Here is an 18,980-nt window from a genome sequence, read left to right on the forward strand (position 1 = left end):
ACCTCACTGTATGATTTTCTTCGTCATATAGACTCGTTGGACCTCACCTGACTCCAACAGTCCGTTTAATTGTTTACGGAGCGACTGCTCAAATTTCTGCATGTCTTCCTTCGTCGTCAACTGGGCTTTCGTCATGCCGGCCAAATCACCAAGGATGACGTTATGCACTTGAAACTTGCGAAGTTCGAGATCTTCTTTCGTTTCAGCGGCATCGGTCACGATCGTGAACTGGACGTTGATGAAACGCTCATCTTGAATGTTCGTTGTCATGTCGTCTGTCGTGAAGCTACGTTCGGCCAACTCTTCGGCGGTGACCGGTTTCGTTTTCGCCGTCACGTTGTCTCCGAACAAATATTTATAAGTCATGAATCCGGCCCCGCCCATGACGAGCAGGACGACTAGCAAGATGAGCACCATCTTCATGGCGCCACCTTTTTGTTTTTCTTCACTCATCTTCTTCACCTCGTATGCCTGTCGTTCCAATCAGACCAATCGAGGCATAAAATGCCGTCGTCCGGTCGATGATTTGTTGTTTCGTCTCGCTGACGATATACGTTTTTCCGTTATACAAGTGAATGATCGTATCCGGTTCGGCCTTGACCGTCTCGATGAACAAGGCGTTCAATACGAGTTCTTCACCCCGGAGTGTCGTGACGCGAATCATCAGCGTTTCAAGTTGACGAGTTCTTGGAGGATCTCGTCCGATGTTGTGATGATACGAGTGTTCGCTTGGAAACCACGTTGAGCGACAATCATTTCTGTGAACTCTTCCGACAAGTCGACGTTCGACATCTCGAGCGCGCCCGAGACGAGTTCTCCACGTCCATCTTGTCCAGGGATGCCGACGTTCGGTTCACCTGAGTTTTGCGATTGAATGAAGTTGTTTGCTCCGACTTTCGAGAGTCCGGCATTGTTGGCGAACGTGACGACTTGGATTTGACCGACGACCGTCGATTCCCCGGCATTGTTCACGTAGCTGACTTGTCCGTCTTTACCAATCGAGAGTGATTTCGCACCGGCTGGGATGTTGAGGCGGTCACCCGTCGTACTGAGGACGTAGGCTCCATCTCCATTGACGAGGTCGCCCGTGTTATCTGTATAGAAGTTACCGGCCCGCGTGTATTGCGTTTGACCGTTCACATCCAAGGCGAAGAATCCTTCTCCTGAGATCCCGACGTCAAGTGCTCGCCCTGAGTTTTGCATGGCTCCTTGGTTATAGACGTTGTCGACGGTCGCCATCGTGCCCCCGAGACCGACTTCTTTCGGGTTGACCCCGCCGCTGACTCCGTTCGCCGCGGTCGCACTACCGACTTGCTGACTGACGAGGTCCTTGAACGTGACCCGACCTTTTTTATAGCCGAACGTGTTGACGTTGGCGATGTTGTTCCCGACGACGTCAAGCTTGGATTGGAAGTTCTTTAAACCACTGATTCCTGAGTACATTGCTCTTAACATGATGAATCCTCCTATGCTTGTTTGATGGAAGTGATGTTATACACGTTGATGGACGTCCCGTCCTCAAGGTCGGCGACATAGCCGGCTTCGGTCTTCGAAATCGAGAGGACACGACCCGAGCCTTCAATCGTCTCGGTTTCCGTCTCCGTCATATAATCGACCGTTTGACCGATCATATTGCTGAACTCCGAAATCGAAGCCATTTGCCGATCGACAAGGGCCGAATCGAGTTGTTTCGAAATCGTCTGCATCTGTTCGAGAGAAGAGAACTGGGCCATCTGGGAGATGAACTCACGGTCTTCCATCGGTGACATCGGGTCTTGGTTGGCGAGTTGCGCGAGCAACAGCTTCAAGAACATGCTTTGATCATATTGGTTCGTTGCTTTCGGCATCGATTGATCCGGTAACGTATAGTCACTCGTCTTCGGCTGGATGGTCGTCATCTTCTGGTTCTCCTTTCGGTTGTTCCTGCTGCTCCGGTTCCGGTTGGTCGAACTCGTTGAATCCGGATCCTTTCGTCTCGAGCGCCTGTTGGGTCAAGTTGATCTCGACACGGACGTTTTGCGTCAACGGTTGAAGCGTCTGTTGCAACTGTTGGACCTGTGACTGAAGCAACTGCTTCGCTTCTTGGTTGCTCGCAAACAGTTTGACGACGAGTTCCCCATTTTGACGTTCGAGTTTGACGACGAGCTCGCCTAACTGTTCAGGATAGAGGCGGACCGTGAACACTTTAGATCCGTCGGCTCCGCTCTTGAACGGTGCACGTTGCAAAGCGGCTTCGATTCGGGCCTGCAAATTCTCCGGCAGTGAACCTTTTGAGGCATACATCACCATTTCCGAATCAATTTGCGGTTTCGACCAGGTCATCCCTTTGGGCATCCATTCGGTCTCTTTTACCGAGGGTTGCAATTGCGCAACTTGTGTTTCGGTTTGAGTAAGTCCGGGTATAGATTTAGGGGTCTGTCCGAGCGTCCCTTTAAACTGCGCAACGACTTGTTGGATGATGCGCACGTTCTCTTCCACTTGATCGGTCGGCACGGGTGTAACGAGTGCTTCCGTTTCCTTTTTCGTCAGCGTGAACGAGATTGTCGGCGCCGCCATTTGTCCAGCTAGGAGTGCGGGCGTCACGGCCGATGTCGTCTCAAGAGTTGCCGCTGACTGATCCGGGGCGACTTGATTTAAAATCCCAATATAAGCATCCATAAACTTTCGGTAAGCATCTGCCGGCAGTGATTTCAACCATTGCAGGCTGTCGGGCTGTTGGAGCCATTGCTCCAATCGGTTCGATACATTCTCGAGCGGAAGCGATTCCTCGTCTTCCGTGGCGACCGCCACCTCTGTAGATGGCGTCGAGGTCCCGAGCATCGCCGAGAGTAACTCCAAAAACTGTCCGGTCGGGGTCGCAGCCGCTTCCCCGCCTTTTTGGGTCGTCCCTTGTAGCGATTGGGCGAGTAAGGCGATATTCATCATCACGTCCTCCTTTCCTGTCATTGGAGCAACTGGGTCACGACGGCGGCCTGTTGGGCATCCATCCGTCCTAAAATGTCGGCTTGTTGCTTCGGTGACAATTCTTTCAATAAGTTGGCCACTTGCGGGCTCTCGAGTTCATTCATGATGGCAGCAGCTTGTTTCGCGGACATCTCTTCATAGACGCGAGAGACGTCCGATGTTTCTTCTTCCGCCGCACTTGCCGTCGCCAATTCCGCGACGAGCCGGTCACGCTCTTTGATCAACTTCGATACTTCCTCTTGGCGCGCCTTCACTTCGTTCGTCAACTCGACATTGTCCGCCCGAAGCTTCTCAATCTCGGCGTTCGCCACTTTCAAACGATTCGCGGTATCGTTGTCGATCCCGGTCACGTTCACGTCCGTCTTCACTTTTTCTTCCGGCTCTTGTTTCGCACCGATCTCTAGAAACGGGACCGATAACAACGGACGGTCCATCGCATAGTTCATGACGACGATCCCTCCAACGAGTAGAAAGATGGCCGGGACGAGAACGAGCGCGACCAGTAGCTGTCTTCCCCGCTTCGAGTTGTCTTTTTCCATCGGTTTACTTCCCTTTCCCGTGATGAATCACTGCCAGCTCATCGATGAAATGTTGCTCGATGAGCTTCGTCGCAGCCACTTCATGTTGACTGACTTTTTCATGCAACGTTACATATTTCTTTTCCTCAACGACTTTTCCGAGCAAGCGCTCTTGTGACAGATGGTACCGATTGCGCGCCTGCTGGACGACGAGCTGTTGCGTCTCGATTTGACGTTTCAGCCGTTCGCGTGTCTGCTCACGATATTGCGACATGAGCAGGTCGATGACGCCATCCTGTTCATCTTGACTCTTCATGAGCGACTCGTACGTCAACACGAGCCGATAGAGCGCCTCCATCTCCGTCTCGAACCGTGCTTTCTGTTGTCTCATCTCCGTCGCGGACTCTTCTTTCTCATGTTCCGCGATCGGCATGATGCGTTCTAACAATAGTCTGTTCATGGTTCACCTCGCACGATCTTGGCCAAACGTTCGAGCGATTGCTCGAGCGGGGCCTCTTCTTCGATGGATTGCTTTAAAAAAGTCAATAACTCAGGGTATTGCTCGATCGCCGTATCGATTGCCGGGTTCGTCCCTTTTTTATAGGCCCCGATATTGATCAAGTCCTCGGCGTCCAAGTACGTCGCCAACCAGCCGCGGAACGTTTGGGCGGCCTCACGGTGCATCGGCCCCGCAATTTGGTTCATGACACGGCTAATCGACTTTAAGACGTGGATCGCCGGGAACTGGCCACGGTTCGCGAGCGAACGGTCCATGACGAAGTGGCCGTCCAGTATGCCTCGCACCGCGTCTGCGATTGGTTCATTCATATCATCCCCGTCGACAAGGACGGTGTAAAAAGCGGTGATCGAGCCCGTCACAGCGGTACCGCTTCGTTCCAACAGTTGCGGCAACATCGCGAACACGGATGGGGTATACCCTTTTGACGTCGGAGGTTCACCGGTCGCAAGACCGATTTCCCGTTGCGCCATGGCAAAGCGGGTCACCGAGTCCATCATGAGGACGACTTCCTTGCCATGGTCCCGGAAGTATTCAGCGATGGCTGTCGCCGTATAAGCCCCTTTCAATCGAACGAGAGGCGGTTGGTCGCTCGTCGCCACGATGACGACCGAGCGGGCCATCCCTTCTGGTCCGAGCTCTTTCTCGATGAACTCTTTCACTTCACGGCCACGTTCACCGATTAAAGCGATGACGTTTATGTCGGCCGATGAGCGTTTGGCGATCATCCCGAGCAGAGTCGACTTCCCGACTCCTGAACCCGCGAACAACCCGACCCGTTGCCCTTTACCGACCGTTAACAGACCGTCGATGACGCGGACGCCGGTCGACAAGACATCTAAAATCCGCGGTCGCTCGAGCGGGTTCGGTGGCTTCCGAAGGACATCGTAGCGTTTTCCCGGTGTGACTGCTTCACCGGACAAGGGACGGCCGAGACCATCGAGCACTTGTCCGATCAGTTCGTCACCGACCGGGACTTGGAGCATCCGACCCGTCCCTTTGACCATACAGCCCGGAGCGATTTGGGTCGTCTCCCCGTAAGGCATGAGGAGCACGCGGGCCTCATTGAATCCCACGACTTCCGCCTCGACATGTTGGCCGGACGGGAGTTCGATCAGACAGCGCTCTCCGATAAAAGCGCTCGGCCCCGTCGATTCAATCATCAATCCGACGACTCGGCAGACCCGGCCGACTTTCCGGACGTATTCGTCCTCGGCGGATGCCGTGATCGACTGAAGGACGTGGTCAATAAGCACCATCGGCCAAAACCTCCTCGATTTTGGATTGGATGCGTTCAAAGCTGTAAGTCAAATCGAGTTCGTCACCGTGGTGCGGTGTCTCGATCCGGACGCTCGTCTCACTCAAACCGGCATCCGCCCGATATTTCAAAGGCGGACCGTCTGGTGTCGCCCACTCCGAATCGAAACGTTGAATCGAAGCGAGACGGGTCGGATGGACGTACACCGTCAACGACTCGGCATCTAGCTGACGGAGCAACTGTTCTCGAATCCGGTCGGCGAACAACGCCTCATCTTTCCGGACAAGCTCTGTTGTGACGCGGGCGCTGACCTCGAGGGCGAGGGCGACGAGTTGCCGCTCCGCGTCCCGCCACTTCGTATCGAACAGTTGTTCAAGTTCGACGGCGACGGTGTTCAGCCGCGTCGTCAACTCGTCGTACTCCGCCTTGCCTTCCCGTCTACCGTGGTCAAACCCTGCGTCAAACCCTTCTTGTCGGGCTGACGTCAACACTTCCTCTCTCAGCACCGCGAGTTCTTGTTCCATCGAGGCACGGCGACTCTGAAGCGCTTCTTCGTCTAACCGGAGTTGTTCACGCTTTTGTTCCAACTGCTCATTTTCTTGGTCGTCATGCTCCACCGATACCGGCTCAAGAAACGGTTTCGAGTCGATCCGTTGCGGTTCGAGCGGTGTCGCATAATAGCGTTTAATCACGTTAGACAACGATGTCATCTCCTCCGCCGCGGCTGATCACGATCTCTCCGACGTCTTCTAAGCGACGGATGATGCCGACGATACGGCTTTGCGCTTCTTCGACGTCACGCAACCGGACAGGCCCCATGAATTCCATGTCTTCTTTGAACGTTTCGACCATTCGCTGTGACATGTTTTTGAAGATGATCTGTTTGACTTCTTCGGACGACACTTTGAGGGCAAGCAATAGGTCGTCGTTTGCCACTTCGCGGATGATTCGTTGAATCGCACGCGAATCGAGCGTGACGATATCTTCGAAGACGAACATCCGTTTTTTGATTTCCTCGGCCAGTTCCGGGTCTTCAATTTCAAGCGCATCGAGGATGGTGCGCTCGGTCGTACGATCGACCCCGTTGAGCACTTCGACGACCGCTTCGATGCCACCAGACTGGGCGTAGTCTTGCATATCGGTCTGGGACAAGTTTTTCTCGAGAATCTGTTCAATCTCGTGAATGACGTCCGGATTGAGTCGATCCATCGTCGCGATCCGCTTGGCGACTTCCGATTGAATCTCAGGCGGGAGTTCCGATAGGATTTGTCCCGACTTGACCGGTTCGAGATGCGCCAAAATCAAGGCGATCGTCTGCGGATGCTCGTTCTGGATAAAGTTGAGCAACTGCTTCGGGTCGGCCTTACGGGCAAACTCGAACGGTCGAACTTGGAGCGTCGATGTGAGCCTATGGATGAGGGCCATCGCTTTCTCTTCTCCGACCGCTTTCTCGAGCACCGTTTTCGCAAACCCGATCCCGCCTTGCGTGATATAACTTTGTGCCATGGCGAGCTCGTGGAACTCGCCCATGATCGCTTCTTTTTGTTCGGACGATACTTTCTTCAAGGCCGAGATTTGTAACGTCAACTGCTCCATCTCTTCTTCCGACAGATGTTTGTAGACGTTCGCAGCCACCTCAGGTCCAAGCGAGATCATGAGCATGGCCGCTTTTTCCCGGTTCGCTTGTTTTGCGTAATTCACAGTACTCACTCCTCAGACATCCAAGTACGGAGAAGTTTGGCGAACTCTTCAGGATTGCTCTCTGCCAATTTCTCCAACTGTTTCTTCTTGACGGCCCCTTCGCCTCGTTCTTCAAGGTCGAGGTCCGGTACTTCGTCTTCATATGGGACTTCCCATTCGTTCGTTTCGGCAATCGGTTCACGTTTGCGTTTACGCATCGCGAAGAACAAGAGCGCGAGCAAGACGACGGCCCCTGCTGCTGCCGCATACATCCACCACTGGGTAGGTTGTTCGACCGCAGCCGCTTCTTCCGTCTCAGCGAACGGACGCGATACGACGACGACTTTCTGTTCAAGTTCCGCCTCTGTGAGCGCCTCGCCGGTCTTGGCGAGTGACGTCCGGATAATCGAGTACATCATCGTCTCGAGGTCACCTTCGAGTTGTGGGTCAATCGTCGTCGCCCCGTTCGGCGGTTCGACGATCAATTGAACACCGAGATCACGAATCGAGTACGGTGCGTTTTGAATCTGTTTCGTGATGCGGTTGACTTCATAATTGATGATTTCATGATTCTTTTCGCTCTCTTCTTCCCCGGTGCCGGTGGCGGCCGGGAAATTGACCGTGTCATTCTCGGCCGTGCCCGCCGCGGTCGCCGCGCCGGTACCGCCGGTGTACGCTTCGGCGATTCGTTCGGCCGATGTGACGATCCCTTCCATGCTGTCCTCGTTGACAGGTGTCACGAGGTTCTGCTCTTCTGCCGCTTGCGTCGTGTCGATATCGGCCGTAACCGAGACGAGGACGCTCCGCTCTCCTAAGAGGACGGAAAGCATCTGTTGAATCTGTTGACGGACATCTTTCTCAACTTGACGCTTCAAGACGAGCGGATCGGTGGATGATCCTCCTGCCGTCGTCGTTTGGTCCAAATCGTAATACGTAAAATATTGGTCCATGACCGAGATGTTTTCTGGTTTCAAGTTCGGTACGCTCTTACTAATCAAATGGTAGAGCCCTTTGACCGTCGCCGGTTCAAGATTCGTACCTGCTCCTAAATTTAAGACAATCGACGCCGTCGGCTCGCCCTGGTCTTCCGCCAAGAAGACCGATTTCTCAGGAATCGAGATGATGACTTTCGCTTGGTTGATCCCTTCGATCTGTGTGATCAACCGCTCGAGCTCGGTCTGCATCGCACTCCGTTCGATGACGGCCATCTCGCGGTCGGTCGTTCCGAAACCGGCATTTTCACTGAAGAAACTGTAGTCGATTGCGCCTGACTTCGGGATGCCCGCTGCCGCGAGGCTGACTTTCAATTGATCGACCTGTTCGCTCGGTACGTATACACTCACGCCGTTCGATGTCGCTTTAATTTCGGCTTTCACACCGTCAGCCGTCAGCTTCTCCGTCACCTCGCCCGCTTCTTGGGCGGACAGGTTCGTATAAAGCGGAGCCATGTTCGGGCGCGACAGCCAGACGGTCAAGACCACCGCGACGAGAAGTACGCCGGCGATGACGAGGCCCCAAAAGATTTTACGGTTCGTCTTCATCGTTTGAAGGGAACCGGTCAGTGAACCGAATCGTTCTTTTAACTTTTCATTCATCGCAACTCGTCATCCTCTACATTAAACTTGCATTCGCATCATTTCTTGATAGGCCTCGACCGCTTTGTTTCGCACCTCAATGGCGAGTTGCATCGCAATCGACGACTCTTCACTTTGAATCATGACTTGATGTAAATCCGCTTTGCCGACAGCAAGGTCGGCCCGGGCTGAACTCGTCGCTTGTTGGACATCGTTCAACGAGCGCATCGCCTCGTTCAAATACGTACCGAACTGAGACGGTGTCTCTTTTACCGTCGGCGTGACGGTCGGTTGTGTACCGATCAACTGTATCGGTTTAATTTGCATCGTTTGTCACTCCTTATCCTTTACCGATTTCCATCGCTTTGACGAGCATCGCTTTCGTGGCGTTCATTGCAGCAATGTTTGCCTCGTATGACCGGGTGGCCCCCATCAAATCGACCATTTCTTTCAACAAGTCGACGTTCGGCATTTGAACGTAGCCGCGGTCATCCGAATCTGGATGGCTCGGGTCATAGACGAGCTTGTACGGGCTTTCATCTTCCACGATTTGTGATACTTCGACGCCGCCGCTGACGGCGGACAACTGTTGTCGAAACGGTGCTTCCTGCAAGACGGTCATTTTCCGCGTATACGGTTGCCACTCTCCGTCGACGAGTTTGCCTCGTGTCGTCTGGGCGTTCGCGATGTTTGCGGATACCGTGTCCATCCGAAGCCGCTGTGACGTCAATGCCGTCGCCGAGATATGAAAACTATCAAACATCCCCATCGTTAACGTCCTCCTCTAATGACGGTCTTGAGTCCGCCGAGCCGGCGGTTCAATTGTTCCATCATCGCTTCGTATTGAAGTTGGTTCCGGGCCAACTCGCTCATTTCATAGTCGAGGTCGACGTTGTTCCCGTCACTTCGCATCGCTCCTCCGGCCCGGTCCGTGATTGTCGTTGCCGCTCGCTCGCTCGGACGTCCACCCGCCAATTTGAGACGCATCTCGTTGTTCAACGTCTGTTCGAACACGGCTTGTTTCGCCCGGAAGTTCGGGGTATCGATATTTGACAGGTTATGGCTGATGACCTTCTGATTTACGACCGAATGATTGATCGCTTGCTTCATTAATTGATAGTCGGTGCCGATCCAATTCATGCGTTTCACTCACTTTCACCAAAAGAATGCATGTATATACCTTATTTGGAAAATCTACTATTACATTGAAACAAATCTGTAACAGTGTTGAAAGATATTTTTGTTAAAACAGGTAAATGCTATCTTCTGTTTTTGTCGAATTTACGACGAATTCTGAAAATAATTACTTTTGCACTAAAAAAAGTCGCCCCCGACGTATCGGAAGCGACTTTATAAGTCGAAAGTCCTAATTCAATAGACTTTCCTATAATTCATATACTGAATTGTCTTTATTTCAATTCGATTTCAACTTTTGTAATTCGAACAAGAAGTTGTCATTTAGTATCTTAATATACGTTCCTTTCATACCAAGCGAACGTGATTCGATGACGCCTGCGCTTTCCAATTTGCGGAGCGCATTGACGATGACCGAACGTGTGATTCCCACTCTATCGGCAATTTTGGAAGCAACTAACAGCCCTTCGTTTCCACCGAGCTCCTCGAAGATATGTTCGATCGCTTCGAGCTCTGAATAAGAGAGCGAGTTGATCGCCATTTGAACGACCGCCTTCTTACGGGCCGACGCCTCGGCTTCAGCCGCTTTCTCACGCAGAATCTCCATTCCGACGACCGTCGCGCTATATTCTGCCAAGACGAGGTCGTCTTCTGTGAACTCATTGTTGAGACGACCGAGTACGAGTGTCCCGAGACGTTCGCCGCCTCCGATGATTGGGACGATCGTCGTCATCGAGTCGAGGAACAGTTCACGGTTCTCAACCGGGAAGGCTGTATATTCACTGTCGATGCCGATGTTTTCTGTCGTCTCTTTCACGTTGAACAAGTTCGAGGCATAAGGCTCCGGGAATTGGCGGTCGACTAAAAACGCCTTCATCCGTTCGTTCTCGATCTGTTGTTTGATCGCGAAACCGAGCAAGCGGCCGCGACGGCTCACGATGAACGTATTCGCTTCGAGTACTTCGCGCATTTTGTCCGCCATTTCTTTAAAATCAACGTGTGCGCTTGCCTCTTGTTGAAGCATCGTGTTCAATTGGCGTGTTTTGTCTAGTAAGTTCATAATTCTTATTTTCCTCCCTGTATGTGCATACAGAATCTTATAGTATAAATTGGCTCAAGTCTCGATCTTCCGCGATCGATCCGACTTTTTCTTTCACATAAGCCGGTGTGATTTGAACGTGTGTCTGCGGCATATCGGCCGCCTCGAACGACAAGTCCTCAAGCACGCGCTCCATGATCGTGTACAAGCGGCGGGCACCGATGTCGTCCGTCTCTCGGTTGACGTGCGTGGCGATACGAGCAATCTCTTCGATGGCCGAATGCGTGAACTCGACACTGATCTCCTCAGACTCGAGAAGAGCGGTGTACTGCTTGATGAGTGCCTGGGACGGCTCGGTCAAGATCTTGACGAAGTCTTCTTCGGTCAAGCTGCCCAATTCGACGCGAATCGGGAACCGACCTTGAAGTTCAGGAATCAAATCGGACGGTTTGGCCATATGGAATGCGCCGGCGGCGATAAACAGCACGTGGTCCGTCTTGACCGGGCCATACTTCGTCACGACGGTCGACCCTTCGACGATTGGGAGAATGTCACGTTGGACCCCTTCCCGCGAGACACCGGCGTGATCTTGCGACTTCGTCGCAATCTTGTCGATCTCATCGACGAAGATGATCCCCATCTGTTCACTGCGGCGGACGGCCTCGTCATGAACCTCGTTCATGTCGAGCAAGTTCTCCGCTTCTTCAGCGATGATGAGCGGTCGTGCTTCACGGACTGGCAGTTTGCGCTTTTTCCGTTTTTTCGGCACGATTTGACCGAGCATGTCTTGGAGATTTGATAACCCTTCCATGCCTTGTCCTTGGAACAGGTCGACGGTCTGTTTTTCTTCGAGGTTGACCTCAATCAACCGTTCTTCGAGCTCACCGAGTTCAAGCAAGCGGCGCAGTTGCGCGCGATCGGACGACTGTGTGCTCGTCGGTTCCTCGGTCTTTTGACCTTGACCCCCGAACAGCGCCTCAAACGGATTGGATGCGGTCGGCTCGACCTTGGCTTTCCCTTGCAGGGCGTCGAGGATGCGTTCGGTCGCTGCGACCTCGGCTTGTTCTTTCACGCCCTCTTTCTTCTCTTCCTTCACGAGACGGACCGAATCTTCGACGAGGTCCCGGACCATCGACTCGACGTCACGGCCGACATAACCGACTTCCGTGAACTTCGTCGCTTCGACTTTGACGAACGGTGCGCCGACGAGTTTGGCTAACCGTCGCGCGATCTCCGTTTTCCCGACACCGGTCGGTCCGATCATCAAGATATTCTTCGGTGTCACTTCATCGCGCAAGTCGGCGCTCAGTTTTTGACGCCGATAGCGATTGCGGAGCGCGATCGCGACCGCGCGCTTCGCATCTTTCTGTCCGATGACGAAGCGGTCTAACTCCGCTACGATTTGGCGGGGTGTCAGTTCACGTTTCATTCAGAATCGCCTCCGATCGTTTCTACGATGACTTGGTCGTTCGTGTAGACGCACAGCTCCCCGGCAATCTCGAGAGCGGCACGGGCTATGTCTTCTGCTGTTTTCTCCGGCGAATGCCGCACGAGGGCACGTCCGGCGGCGAGGGCGTAGTTCCCGCCCGAACCGATGGCCAAGATGCCGTCGTCCGGTTCAATCACTTCCCCGTTCCCAGACACGAGCAATAAGTGATCGCTGTCCATGACGATCAACAACGCCTCAAGTTGGCGGAGCATCTTATCCCCACGCCACTCCTTGGCCAGCTCGACGGCCGCACGCGGCAAGTTTCCGTTATACATCTCAAGCTTCGATTCAAACTTTTCGAAAAGGGTGAACGCGTCGGCGACGCTGCCGGCGAATCCGGCGACGACTTTGCCGCCATAAAGACGTCGTACTTTTTTGGCCTTGTTTTTCATGATGACGGCGTTCCCGAACGTGACTTGTCCGTCTCCGCTCATCGCGCCGTGTCCGTTATGGCGGACCGCGAAAATCGTGGTTGCATGAAACATCTGATGACCTCCTACTTTCTCGGATGTGTAGCTTGATAGACCGCTCGCAGACGCTCGGTCGAGACGTGGGTATAACGTCCGGTCGTGGAGAGCGACTCGTGTCCGAGCAGTTCCTGGACGGCGCGAAGGTCCGCCCCGCGCTCGAGCAGGTCCGTCGCAAAACTGTGACGGAGTGAGTGTGGCGTCAACGGCTTGTGAAGGCCTCCCAGCTTCCGGAGTCGCTTCATAACGTAGCGAATTTGGTCCGTTGTCACCCGATTCCCTTTTTGACTGAGAAATAATGCCGTTTCCTGAGTCGTCGCGCACGTTTGCCGCATGTCTACGTAACGGTCGAGCGCCGTGATGGCGAACTGTCCGATTGGGATGTAACGTTCTTTCTTCCCTTTCCCAACGACATGGACGAACGCGAGGCCCGCATCGTAAGACGACACGTCCATGCCGCACAACTCGGCGACACGCATGCCTGTCCCGTACAACATCTCGACGATCGCGACATCACGTGCCCGTAGGAATGGGTCGTCTTGCCCTTCGGCTGCCTTCAAAAGCTGTTCGACCTCGCTCGGCACGGCGAACGTCGGTAGCGACTTTCGCCGTTTCGGTGACGTCAAACCATGAAACAACGGTTCACCGCCCGTTTCACGTGCCACAAATTTCCCGAATTGTTTGAGACACGATACTTTTTGGGCGACCGTCGTCGTGGCGGTGTCTGCCTCATAAAGAGCATATAAATAACGCCGCGCCGACTGCACATCATAAGGATCTTGATGTGTCGATTGGCAATAAACGGCGTACTGGTCGAGCGTCTGCTCGTAAGAGCGTTTTGTATGAGGAGACAGTCGGCGTTCGACTTGGCAATAGCGCAAAAACGATTGTTGATCGTCAACGAATCTCATCCTCTCGCCTCCTCGTTTTCAGCTTAAAAACGCATGTTCCCGTCAAATCGAAATTAGCATAGCATACACAGTCAGAGGTGACAATAGATACCTCTTCAATAATCTGAAAATTTTCAAAGTGTTGTACAAATTACACAATTGAAATTTAGATTCATCAAAAAGGAGCCAAAAAATGGCTCCTTTCCCTTAAATCTCTTTATACTGTTCAATCGTTTCGAGGGCACGGTTCGCGTAGCGCTCGTAACGTTCTTGTTTCTTCATCTTCTTCGGAGCGTCTTCAAGCGACGGCACGAGACCGAAGTTCGCGTTCATCGGTTGGAAGTGTTTCCCGTCCGTTGTCGTGATGTAGTGCGCCATCGAACCGAGCATCGTCTCACGCGGGAGGACGACGAGCTCTTCCCCAGCGATCAGCTTCGCCGCGTTGATCCCGGCGAGGAGACCAGAGGCCGCCGACTCGACATACCCTTCGACACCGGTCATCTGTCCGGCAAAGAACAACGTGTCGCGTGTGCGGGCCTGATACGTCGGTTTCAAGAGGCTCGGTGAGTTGATGAACGTATTCCGGTGCATGACACCGTAACGCACGATCTCGGCGTTCTCAAGACCTGGAATCAATTGAATGATTCGTTTCTGTTCGCCCCATTTCAGGTGCGTCTGGAAACCGACCAAGTTGAAGAGCGTCCCGGCCGAGTTATCTTGCCGCAATTGCACGACCGCATGCGGACGTTTGCCCGTCTTCGGATCTTCGAGGCCGACCGGCTTCATCGGTCCGAACAAGAGCGTCTTCTTGCCGCGTTGGGCGAGTACTTCAAATGGCATGCAGCCTTCGAAGTAAATCTCTTTCTCGAACTCTTTGAGCGGGACGACTTCGGCTTTGACGAGTTCGTCATAGAACAAGTCGAACTCCTCTTCTGTCATCGGACAGTTGAGGTAGGCCGCTTCGCCCTTATCGTAACGGGACTTCAAGTAAACCTTGTCCCGGTCGATCGTCTCGCCGTCCAAGATTGGAGCGGCTGCGTCGTAGAAGTATAAATAGTCTTCACCAGTGAACGCTTTGAGCGAAGCCGAAAGATCAGGCGATGTGAGCGGCCCGGTCGCCATGATGACGATCCCGTCCGGAATCGCCGTGATCTCTTCGTTGTGCACGGTCACGTTCGGATGGTTTTTCAACGTGTCGGTCACGAATCCTGCGAAGTCGTGACGGTCGACGGCGAGAGCGCCGCCGGCCGGTACGCTCGCCGTATCCGCCGCTTTCAAGATGAGCGAGTCGAGCGTACGCATCTCTTCCTTCAAGACACCGACCGCATTTTGGAGCCCGTTCGCCCGGAGCGAGTTCGAGCAGACCAATTCCGCGAATTGGTCCGTATGGTGTGCCGGCGTCTTTCGCACCGGTCTCATTTCATACAAATCGACTTGAATCCCGCGCTTCGCGAGTTGCCAAGCCGCCTCGGAGCCGGCGAGGCCCGCTCCGATCACAGTTACACGTTGCTGCAAAGTTAATCCTCCTCTAACTGATGTACCTCGGCATGGGTACAGTTCGTACATTGATATTTCACGCCGTCTTTGATTTTTTTCTCGACCATCATCTTACCACATTCCGGACACGGTTTCGCGACCGGTTTGTCCCATGAGACGAACTCACAGTCTGGATAGTTCGAGCAGCCGTAGAACAGACGACCTTTTTTACTGCGTCGTTCGACGACTTGTCCGTCTTTGCAGCTCGGACATGGGACGCCGATCTCGACTTGTACCGGTTTCGTGTTCGTACAGTTCGGGAAGTTCGAGCACGCCATAAATTTACCGTAGCGGCCCATTTTGATGACCATCGGCGCACCGCATACTTCACAGTCGATGCCAGCCGGTTCATCTTTCACTTCGATCTTCTCGATCTCGGCCTCGGCCCGTTTCAAGCGTTTCTCGAAACTGCGATAGATCGGGGCAACGACGTCGGTCCATTGGACTTCCTCGTTCTCAATCGAGTCGAGGAGCGTCTCCATGTCGGCCGTGAACTGTACGGTGATGAAATCGTTGAAATACTCGTCAATCATCTCGATGACAAGTTCACCGAGCTCCGTCGGGACGAACTTCTTCTCTTCGAGGACGACGTAGCCGCGTTTTTGAATCGTGTCGAGCGTCGGTGCATATGTCGACGGACGACCGATCCCGAGCTCTTCCATCGCCCGGACGAGCCGTGCCTCGCTATAACGCGGCGGCGGTTGGGTGAAGTGCTGTTTCGGCTCGATCGTGTCGAACTTGACGAGGTCGTCGACTTCGAGCGGTGGGAGCAACCCTTCTTTTTCTGGATTCGTATCTTCGATATCATCATCTTTCGATTCGATATACACTTTCATGAAACCTGGGAATTTGACGGTCGACCCGTTGGCACGGAAAATCATGCCGTTCGATTCGACGTCGATTTTTACCGTGTCGAGGATGGCCGGCGCCATTTGGCTCGCCACGAGACGTTCCCAAATCAACTTGTACAGTCGGAGCTGGTCGCGTGACAAGTATGCTTTGACCGAGGCCGGGTCACGTAACGCCGATGTCGGACGAATCGCTTCGTGGGCATCCTGGGCGTTTGCCGCCTTCTTCTCTTTTTGTTTCTGCAATGCGACATACTCTTCACCGAACGTGGACTCGATATACGATTTCGCTTCTTCTTTCGCCAAATCTGAGATCCGTGTCGAATCGGTACGCATATACGTGATCAAACCGACGGTACCTTCTTTCTTACCGAGGTCGATCCCTTCGTAAAGCTGTTGCGCGAGCATCATCGTTTTCTTGGCACGGAAGTTGAGCTTACGGGCCGCATCCTGTTGGAGCGAACTTGTCGTAAACGGGAGCGAGGCGTTCCGCTTCCGCTCTTTCTTCGTGACATCGATGACTTTGAACGAGTCGTCGATCGCGTTGAGCACCGCGTCGGCGTCTGCCTCGCTCTTGAGCTCCAGTTTCTTCCCGTCTTTCCCATAAAACGATGTCTCGAACAATTCGCCTTCATGGTTGAGCATGAGTTTGATCGTCCAATACTCTTCTGGGTCGAAGGCGTTGATCTCCCGCTCCCGGTCGATGATCATTTTGACGGCCACTGATTGGACACGTCCGGCCGATAAGCCTTTTTTGACTTTCTTCCATAATAATGGGCTCATCCCGTATCCGACGAGACGATCCAAAATTCGCCGCGCTTGTTGGGCGTCGACGAGATCGTGATTGATTTTACGTGGGTGCTTGAATGACTCCTTGATCGCATCTTTCGTGATCTCGTTAAAGACGACCCGACATTCTGTCGTTTCGTCGACACCGAGGGCACGCGCTAGATGCCAGGCGATCGCTTCCCCTTCGCGATCCGGGTCAGCCGCGAGAAAGATTTTCGTCGCTTTTTTGGCTGCCGTCTTCAATTCTTTCAAAACTGGGCCTTTTCCACGAATCGTAATGTACTTCGGTTCAAAGTCATGTTCCACGTCGACACCGAGTTGACTTTTCGGTAAATCGATAACGTGACCCATTGACGCTTTGACCGTGTAATTCGATCCTAAATAACGTTTAATTGTCTTTGCTTTCGCCGGTGATTCGACGATCACCAAATATTTTGCCATACATCTGCTCCCCTTTTAGAGGTCGTTTTAAATCCCTACCATAATATTCATGTTGTCGCTCGTTTGTCAACGTCCAATCCTTGAACGCATTAGAATTTGGTCGGAAGTCGTCAATGGAATCGCCCCGTCCTCAATCAATCGATTCGGACCTGCCGCGAGCGGATCAAGCGGGCTTCCAGGTACCGCAAACACCGTCTTTCCTTGCTCGAGCGCATGTCCGACCGTATTCATCGTCCCGCTCTTCTGACGGGCCTGAATGACGACGAGCTGATCGCCGAGTCCGCTGACGAGACGATTACGTTCTAAAAATTGAAATTTTTTGACAGGTGTTTCCGGTGGGTATTCGGTGAGGAGTAACCCGTGTCTCGAAATTCGTTCGAACAGTGGCGCATGCGCTTGAGGATACATGTGTGAAAAGCCCGCTCCGAGGACAGCGATCGTCGGACGGTTATGCTGGAGTGCCAACTCATGGACGAGACCATCGATGCCGAGCGCACCGCCCGATACCGAGACAGTTTCTTCTATTAAAGGGTAGAAATGCTCGACGAGACGATGGCTGATGCGATTCAATTCACGGCTTCCGACCAAAGCAGTCGTTTGTTGTTGTAGTACCTCTAAATCGCCTCGGTAAAACAAACAATACGGAGGGTTCGGAATGTCGAGCAACGCGCGCGGGAACGCGTCGTCTTCCCACGTCAAAAAACGGTCGTACGTGACCGTTGAACGAAGCGCCCGTTTTGCTTTGTTCCAGACGTTCGGATGGAAGGGACGAGTGCTCGAACCCGGATGCGATAAGTAATGATGGACGAACTCGACAGGCAGCCGTTCAGCCGCGAATCGAGCGATTGTTTGATTCATCACAATCACCTCTAAAAAAATGAGGGATGGCGCGCATCCCTCATTTCCGAATGGTTTACGTAGTCGGTTGACCCGTCACGCAAGCTTCATACAATCCTTCTTGCTTCAACACCCGGATGAGCGTCTCTCCGATGACGGCAGGCGTCTCGGCGACTTCGATCCCGTTGGCGTTCAACGTCTTGATTTTCTCGGCGGCCGTTCCTTTTCCGCCTGAGATGATGGCGCCCGCATGGCCCATCCGTTTCCCTTCAGGAGCGGTTTGACCACCGATGAAGCCGATGACTGGCTTCGTCATGTTCGCCTTCACCCATTCGGCGGCTTCTTCTTCGGCCGTTCCACCGATTTCACCGATCATGATGACCGCTTTCGTGTCCTCATCTTCGTTGAACGCTTGGAGCGTATCGATGAAGTTCGTCCCGTTGACCGGGTCTCCACCGATTCCGACCGCTGTCGATTGTCCAATCCCGGCCGTCGTCAACTGATGGACCGCCTCGTACGTGAGCGTCCCTGAACGCGAGACGATACCGACGTGGCCTTTCGTATGGATATAGCCTGGCATGATGCCAAGTTTTGCTTCCCCTGGCGTAATGATTCCCGGGCAGTTCGGTCCGATGAGACGGGCCGGTTTGTCCTCGAGGTAACGTTTCACTTGAATCATGTCGATGACCGGGATGCCTTCTGTGATACAGATGATCAGTTCAATCCCGCTATCGGCCGCTTCCATGATTGAATCGGCTGCGAAGGCCGGTGGTACGTAGATGATCGATGCGTTCGCGCCCGTTGCTTCGACGGCCTCTGACACCGTGTTGAAGACTGGTACGCCGTCAAGTACGGTCGTGCCACCTTTTCCAGGTGTCACGCCTCCGACCAATTTTGTGTTATAAGCCAGCATCTGTTCGCCGTGGAACAGACCTTGTTTCCCCGTGATCCCTTGAATGATCACTTTTGTATCTTGATTCGCCCAAATACTCATGTCGT

General features: G+C 53.3%; 22 protein-coding genes. All 22 read right to left on the minus strand.

The window, feature by feature from the left end; all coding sequences use genetic code 11:
* Nucleotides 1-3 precede the first annotated feature (3 nt).
* Nucleotides 4-453: a flagellar basal body-associated FliL family protein gene (locus tag KNP78_RS02695; RefSeq protein WP_034777211.1), complete on the minus strand. Its 450-nt coding sequence runs from the start codon at nucleotides 451-453 to the stop codon at nucleotides 4-6.
* Nucleotides 446-664 carry a flagellar FlbD family protein gene (locus KNP78_RS02700; protein ID WP_034777209.1) on the minus strand — a complete coding sequence of 73 codons (219 nt, stop codon included), beginning with the start codon at nucleotides 662-664 and terminating at the stop codon, nucleotides 446-448. The genes KNP78_RS02695 and KNP78_RS02700 overlap by 8 nt, the downstream gene beginning before the upstream one ends.
* Entirely contained in the window at nucleotides 664-1,455 is a 792-nt protein-coding gene (gene flgG / locus KNP78_RS02705; protein ID WP_034777207.1) for a flagellar basal body rod protein FlgG, read from the minus strand. The genes KNP78_RS02700 and flgG overlap by 1 nt, the downstream gene beginning before the upstream one ends.
* Before the next feature lie 11 nt (nucleotides 1,456-1,466).
* Complete coding sequence (locus KNP78_RS02710) at nucleotides 1,467-1,898, minus strand: flagellar hook capping FlgD N-terminal domain-containing protein (RefSeq protein ID WP_034777205.1); 432 nt, start codon at nucleotides 1,896-1,898, stop codon at nucleotides 1,467-1,469.
* Complete coding sequence (locus KNP78_RS02715; protein WP_251128429.1) at nucleotides 1,870-2,922, minus strand: flagellar hook-length control protein FliK; 1,053 nt, start codon at nucleotides 2,920-2,922, stop codon at nucleotides 1,870-1,872. The genes KNP78_RS02710 and KNP78_RS02715 overlap by 29 nt, the downstream gene beginning before the upstream one ends.
* 20 nt (nucleotides 2,923-2,942) lie before the next feature.
* Nucleotides 2,943-3,503 carry a MotE family protein gene (locus KNP78_RS02720; RefSeq protein WP_214797026.1) on the minus strand — a complete coding sequence of 187 codons (561 nt, stop codon included), beginning with the start codon at nucleotides 3,501-3,503 and terminating at the stop codon, nucleotides 2,943-2,945.
* A gap of 4 nt (nucleotides 3,504-3,507) precedes the next feature.
* The gene (locus KNP78_RS02725) at nucleotides 3,508-3,942 is read right to left on the minus strand and encodes a flagellar FliJ family protein (protein ID WP_034777199.1); all 435 of its coding nucleotides are present in this window, start codon (nucleotides 3,940-3,942) and stop codon (nucleotides 3,508-3,510) included.
* Entirely contained in the window at nucleotides 3,939-5,258 is a 1,320-nt protein-coding gene (gene fliI, locus KNP78_RS02730) for a flagellar protein export ATPase FliI (RefSeq protein ID WP_214823243.1), read from the minus strand. Before fliI ends, KNP78_RS02725 begins: the two co-directional genes overlap by 4 nt.
* Nucleotides 5,245-5,967, minus strand: coding sequence for a FliH/SctL family protein (locus KNP78_RS02735; RefSeq protein WP_214752717.1), 723 nt, complete (start codon nucleotides 5,965-5,967; stop codon nucleotides 5,245-5,247). The genes fliI and KNP78_RS02735 overlap by 14 nt, the downstream gene beginning before the upstream one ends.
* Nucleotides 5,951-6,958 carry a flagellar motor switch protein FliG gene (gene fliG, locus KNP78_RS02740; protein ID WP_034777193.1) on the minus strand — a complete coding sequence of 336 codons (1,008 nt, stop codon included), beginning with the start codon at nucleotides 6,956-6,958 and terminating at the stop codon, nucleotides 5,951-5,953. Before fliG ends, KNP78_RS02735 begins: the two co-directional genes overlap by 17 nt.
* A 5-nt stretch (nucleotides 6,959-6,963) precedes the next feature.
* Nucleotides 6,964-8,532, minus strand: a complete 1,569-nt coding sequence (gene fliF, locus KNP78_RS02745; protein WP_034777191.1) for a flagellar basal-body MS-ring/collar protein FliF — start codon at nucleotides 8,530-8,532, stop codon at nucleotides 6,964-6,966.
* Between the two features lie 21 nt (nucleotides 8,533-8,553).
* Nucleotides 8,554-8,838, minus strand: coding sequence for a flagellar hook-basal body complex protein FliE (gene fliE, locus KNP78_RS02750; RefSeq protein WP_214823244.1), 285 nt, complete (start codon nucleotides 8,836-8,838; stop codon nucleotides 8,554-8,556).
* A 13-nt stretch (nucleotides 8,839-8,851) separates the two neighbouring features.
* The gene (gene flgC / locus KNP78_RS02755; protein WP_034777187.1) at nucleotides 8,852-9,280 is read right to left on the minus strand and encodes a flagellar basal body rod protein FlgC; all 429 of its coding nucleotides are present in this window, start codon (nucleotides 9,278-9,280) and stop codon (nucleotides 8,852-8,854) included.
* Nucleotides 9,281-9,282: 2 nt separating this feature from the next.
* Nucleotides 9,283-9,651 (minus strand): flagellar basal body rod protein FlgB, encoded by a 369-nt coding sequence (gene flgB / locus KNP78_RS02760; RefSeq protein ID WP_034777185.1) that lies wholly within the window; start codon nucleotides 9,649-9,651, stop codon nucleotides 9,283-9,285.
* 274 nt (nucleotides 9,652-9,925) lie between these two features.
* Nucleotides 9,926-10,705, minus strand: coding sequence for a GTP-sensing pleiotropic transcriptional regulator CodY (codY, locus tag KNP78_RS02765; protein ID WP_016508279.1), 780 nt, complete (start codon nucleotides 10,703-10,705; stop codon nucleotides 9,926-9,928).
* Between the two features lie 37 nt (nucleotides 10,706-10,742).
* On the minus strand, nucleotides 10,743-12,113 hold the full coding sequence (gene hslU, locus KNP78_RS02770; protein ID WP_138859608.1) for an ATP-dependent protease ATPase subunit HslU: 1,371 nt from the start codon (nucleotides 12,111-12,113) through the stop codon (nucleotides 10,743-10,745).
* On the minus strand, nucleotides 12,110-12,658 hold the full coding sequence (gene hslV, locus KNP78_RS02775; protein ID WP_214752711.1) for an ATP-dependent protease subunit HslV: 549 nt from the start codon (nucleotides 12,656-12,658) through the stop codon (nucleotides 12,110-12,112). The genes hslU and hslV overlap by 4 nt, the downstream gene beginning before the upstream one ends.
* Nucleotides 12,659-12,669: 11 nt before the next feature.
* Nucleotides 12,670-13,551: a tyrosine-type recombinase/integrase gene (locus KNP78_RS02780; RefSeq protein WP_214823245.1), complete on the minus strand. Its 882-nt coding sequence runs from the start codon at nucleotides 13,549-13,551 to the stop codon at nucleotides 12,670-12,672.
* Between the two features lie 186 nt (nucleotides 13,552-13,737).
* Entirely contained in the window at nucleotides 13,738-15,045 is a 1,308-nt protein-coding gene (trmFO, locus tag KNP78_RS02785; RefSeq protein WP_251128219.1) for an FADH(2)-oxidizing methylenetetrahydrofolate--tRNA-(uracil(54)-C(5))-methyltransferase TrmFO, read from the minus strand.
* Between the two features lie 2 nt (nucleotides 15,046-15,047).
* Complete coding sequence (gene topA, locus KNP78_RS02790) at nucleotides 15,048-17,144, minus strand: type I DNA topoisomerase (protein WP_034777177.1); 2,097 nt, start codon at nucleotides 17,142-17,144, stop codon at nucleotides 15,048-15,050.
* A gap of 66 nt (nucleotides 17,145-17,210) precedes the next feature.
* Nucleotides 17,211-18,002: a DNA-processing protein DprA gene (gene dprA / locus KNP78_RS02795; protein ID WP_214707451.1), complete on the minus strand. Its 792-nt coding sequence runs from the start codon at nucleotides 18,000-18,002 to the stop codon at nucleotides 17,211-17,213.
* 55 nt (nucleotides 18,003-18,057) lie between these two features.
* Nucleotides 18,058-18,975, minus strand: coding sequence for a succinate--CoA ligase subunit alpha (gene sucD, locus KNP78_RS02800; RefSeq protein ID WP_034777173.1), 918 nt, complete (start codon nucleotides 18,973-18,975; stop codon nucleotides 18,058-18,060).
* Nucleotides 18,976-18,980: the final 5 nt, after the last annotated feature.

Origin of the sequence: Exiguobacterium sp. s28 (assembly GCF_018618135.1) — a bacterium.
Classification (GTDB): domain Bacteria; phylum Bacillota; class Bacilli; order Exiguobacteriales; family Exiguobacteriaceae; genus Exiguobacterium; species Exiguobacterium mexicanum_A.

Bases quoted from the DNA above. Each gene is read 5' to 3' on its own strand.
- dprA (WP_214707451.1), bottom strand. From the start codon at position 18,002: ATGAATCAAACAATCGCTCGATTCGCGGCTGAACGGCTGCCTGTCGAG.
- flgB (WP_034777185.1), bottom strand. From the start codon at position 9,651: ATGAATTGGATCGGCACCGACTATCAATTAATGAAGCAAGCGATCAAT.
- KNP78_RS02725 (WP_034777199.1), bottom strand. From the start codon at position 3,942: ATGAACAGACTATTGTTAGAACGCATCATGCCGATCGCGGAACATGAG.
- flgC (WP_034777187.1), bottom strand. From the start codon at position 9,280: ATGGGGATGTTTGATAGTTTTCATATCTCGGCGACGGCATTGACGTCA.
- KNP78_RS02700 (WP_034777209.1), bottom strand. From the start codon at position 664: ATGATTCGCGTCACGACACTCCGGGGTGAAGAACTCGTATTGAACGCC.
- hslV (WP_214752711.1), bottom strand. From the start codon at position 12,658: ATGTTTCATGCAACCACGATTTTCGCGGTCCGCCATAACGGACACGGC.
- KNP78_RS02695 (WP_034777211.1), bottom strand. From the start codon at position 453: ATGAGTGAAGAAAAACAAAAAGGTGGCGCCATGAAGATGGTGCTCATC.
- KNP78_RS02715 (WP_251128429.1), bottom strand. From the start codon at position 2,922: ATGAATATCGCCTTACTCGCCCAATCGCTACAAGGGACGACCCAAAAA.
- KNP78_RS02735 (WP_214752717.1), bottom strand. From the start codon at position 5,967: ATGACATCGTTGTCTAACGTGATTAAACGCTATTATGCGACACCGCTC.
- topA (WP_034777177.1), bottom strand. From the start codon at position 17,144: ATGGCAAAATATTTGGTGATCGTCGAATCACCGGCGAAAGCAAAGACA.
- KNP78_RS02710 (WP_034777205.1), bottom strand. From the start codon at position 1,898: ATGACGACCATCCAGCCGAAGACGAGTGACTATACGTTACCGGATCAA.
- KNP78_RS02720 (WP_214797026.1), bottom strand. From the start codon at position 3,503: ATGGAAAAAGACAACTCGAAGCGGGGAAGACAGCTACTGGTCGCGCTC.
- hslU (WP_138859608.1), bottom strand. From the start codon at position 12,113: ATGAAACGTGAACTGACACCCCGCCAAATCGTAGCGGAGTTAGACCGC.
- KNP78_RS02780 (WP_214823245.1), bottom strand. From the start codon at position 13,551: ATGAGATTCGTTGACGATCAACAATCGTTTTTGCGCTATTGCCAAGTC.
- fliE (WP_214823244.1), bottom strand. From the start codon at position 8,838: ATGCAAATTAAACCGATACAGTTGATCGGTACACAACCGACCGTCACG.
- flgG (WP_034777207.1), bottom strand. From the start codon at position 1,455: ATGTTAAGAGCAATGTACTCAGGAATCAGTGGTTTAAAGAACTTCCAA.
- fliI (WP_214823243.1), bottom strand. From the start codon at position 5,258: ATGGTGCTTATTGACCACGTCCTTCAGTCGATCACGGCATCCGCCGAG.
- codY (WP_016508279.1), bottom strand. From the start codon at position 10,705: ATGAACTTACTAGACAAAACACGCCAATTGAACACGATGCTTCAACAA.
- sucD (WP_034777173.1), bottom strand. From the start codon at position 18,975: ATGAGTATTTGGGCGAATCAAGATACAAAAGTGATCATTCAAGGGATC.
- fliF (WP_034777191.1), bottom strand. From the start codon at position 8,532: ATGAATGAAAAGTTAAAAGAACGATTCGGTTCACTGACCGGTTCCCTT.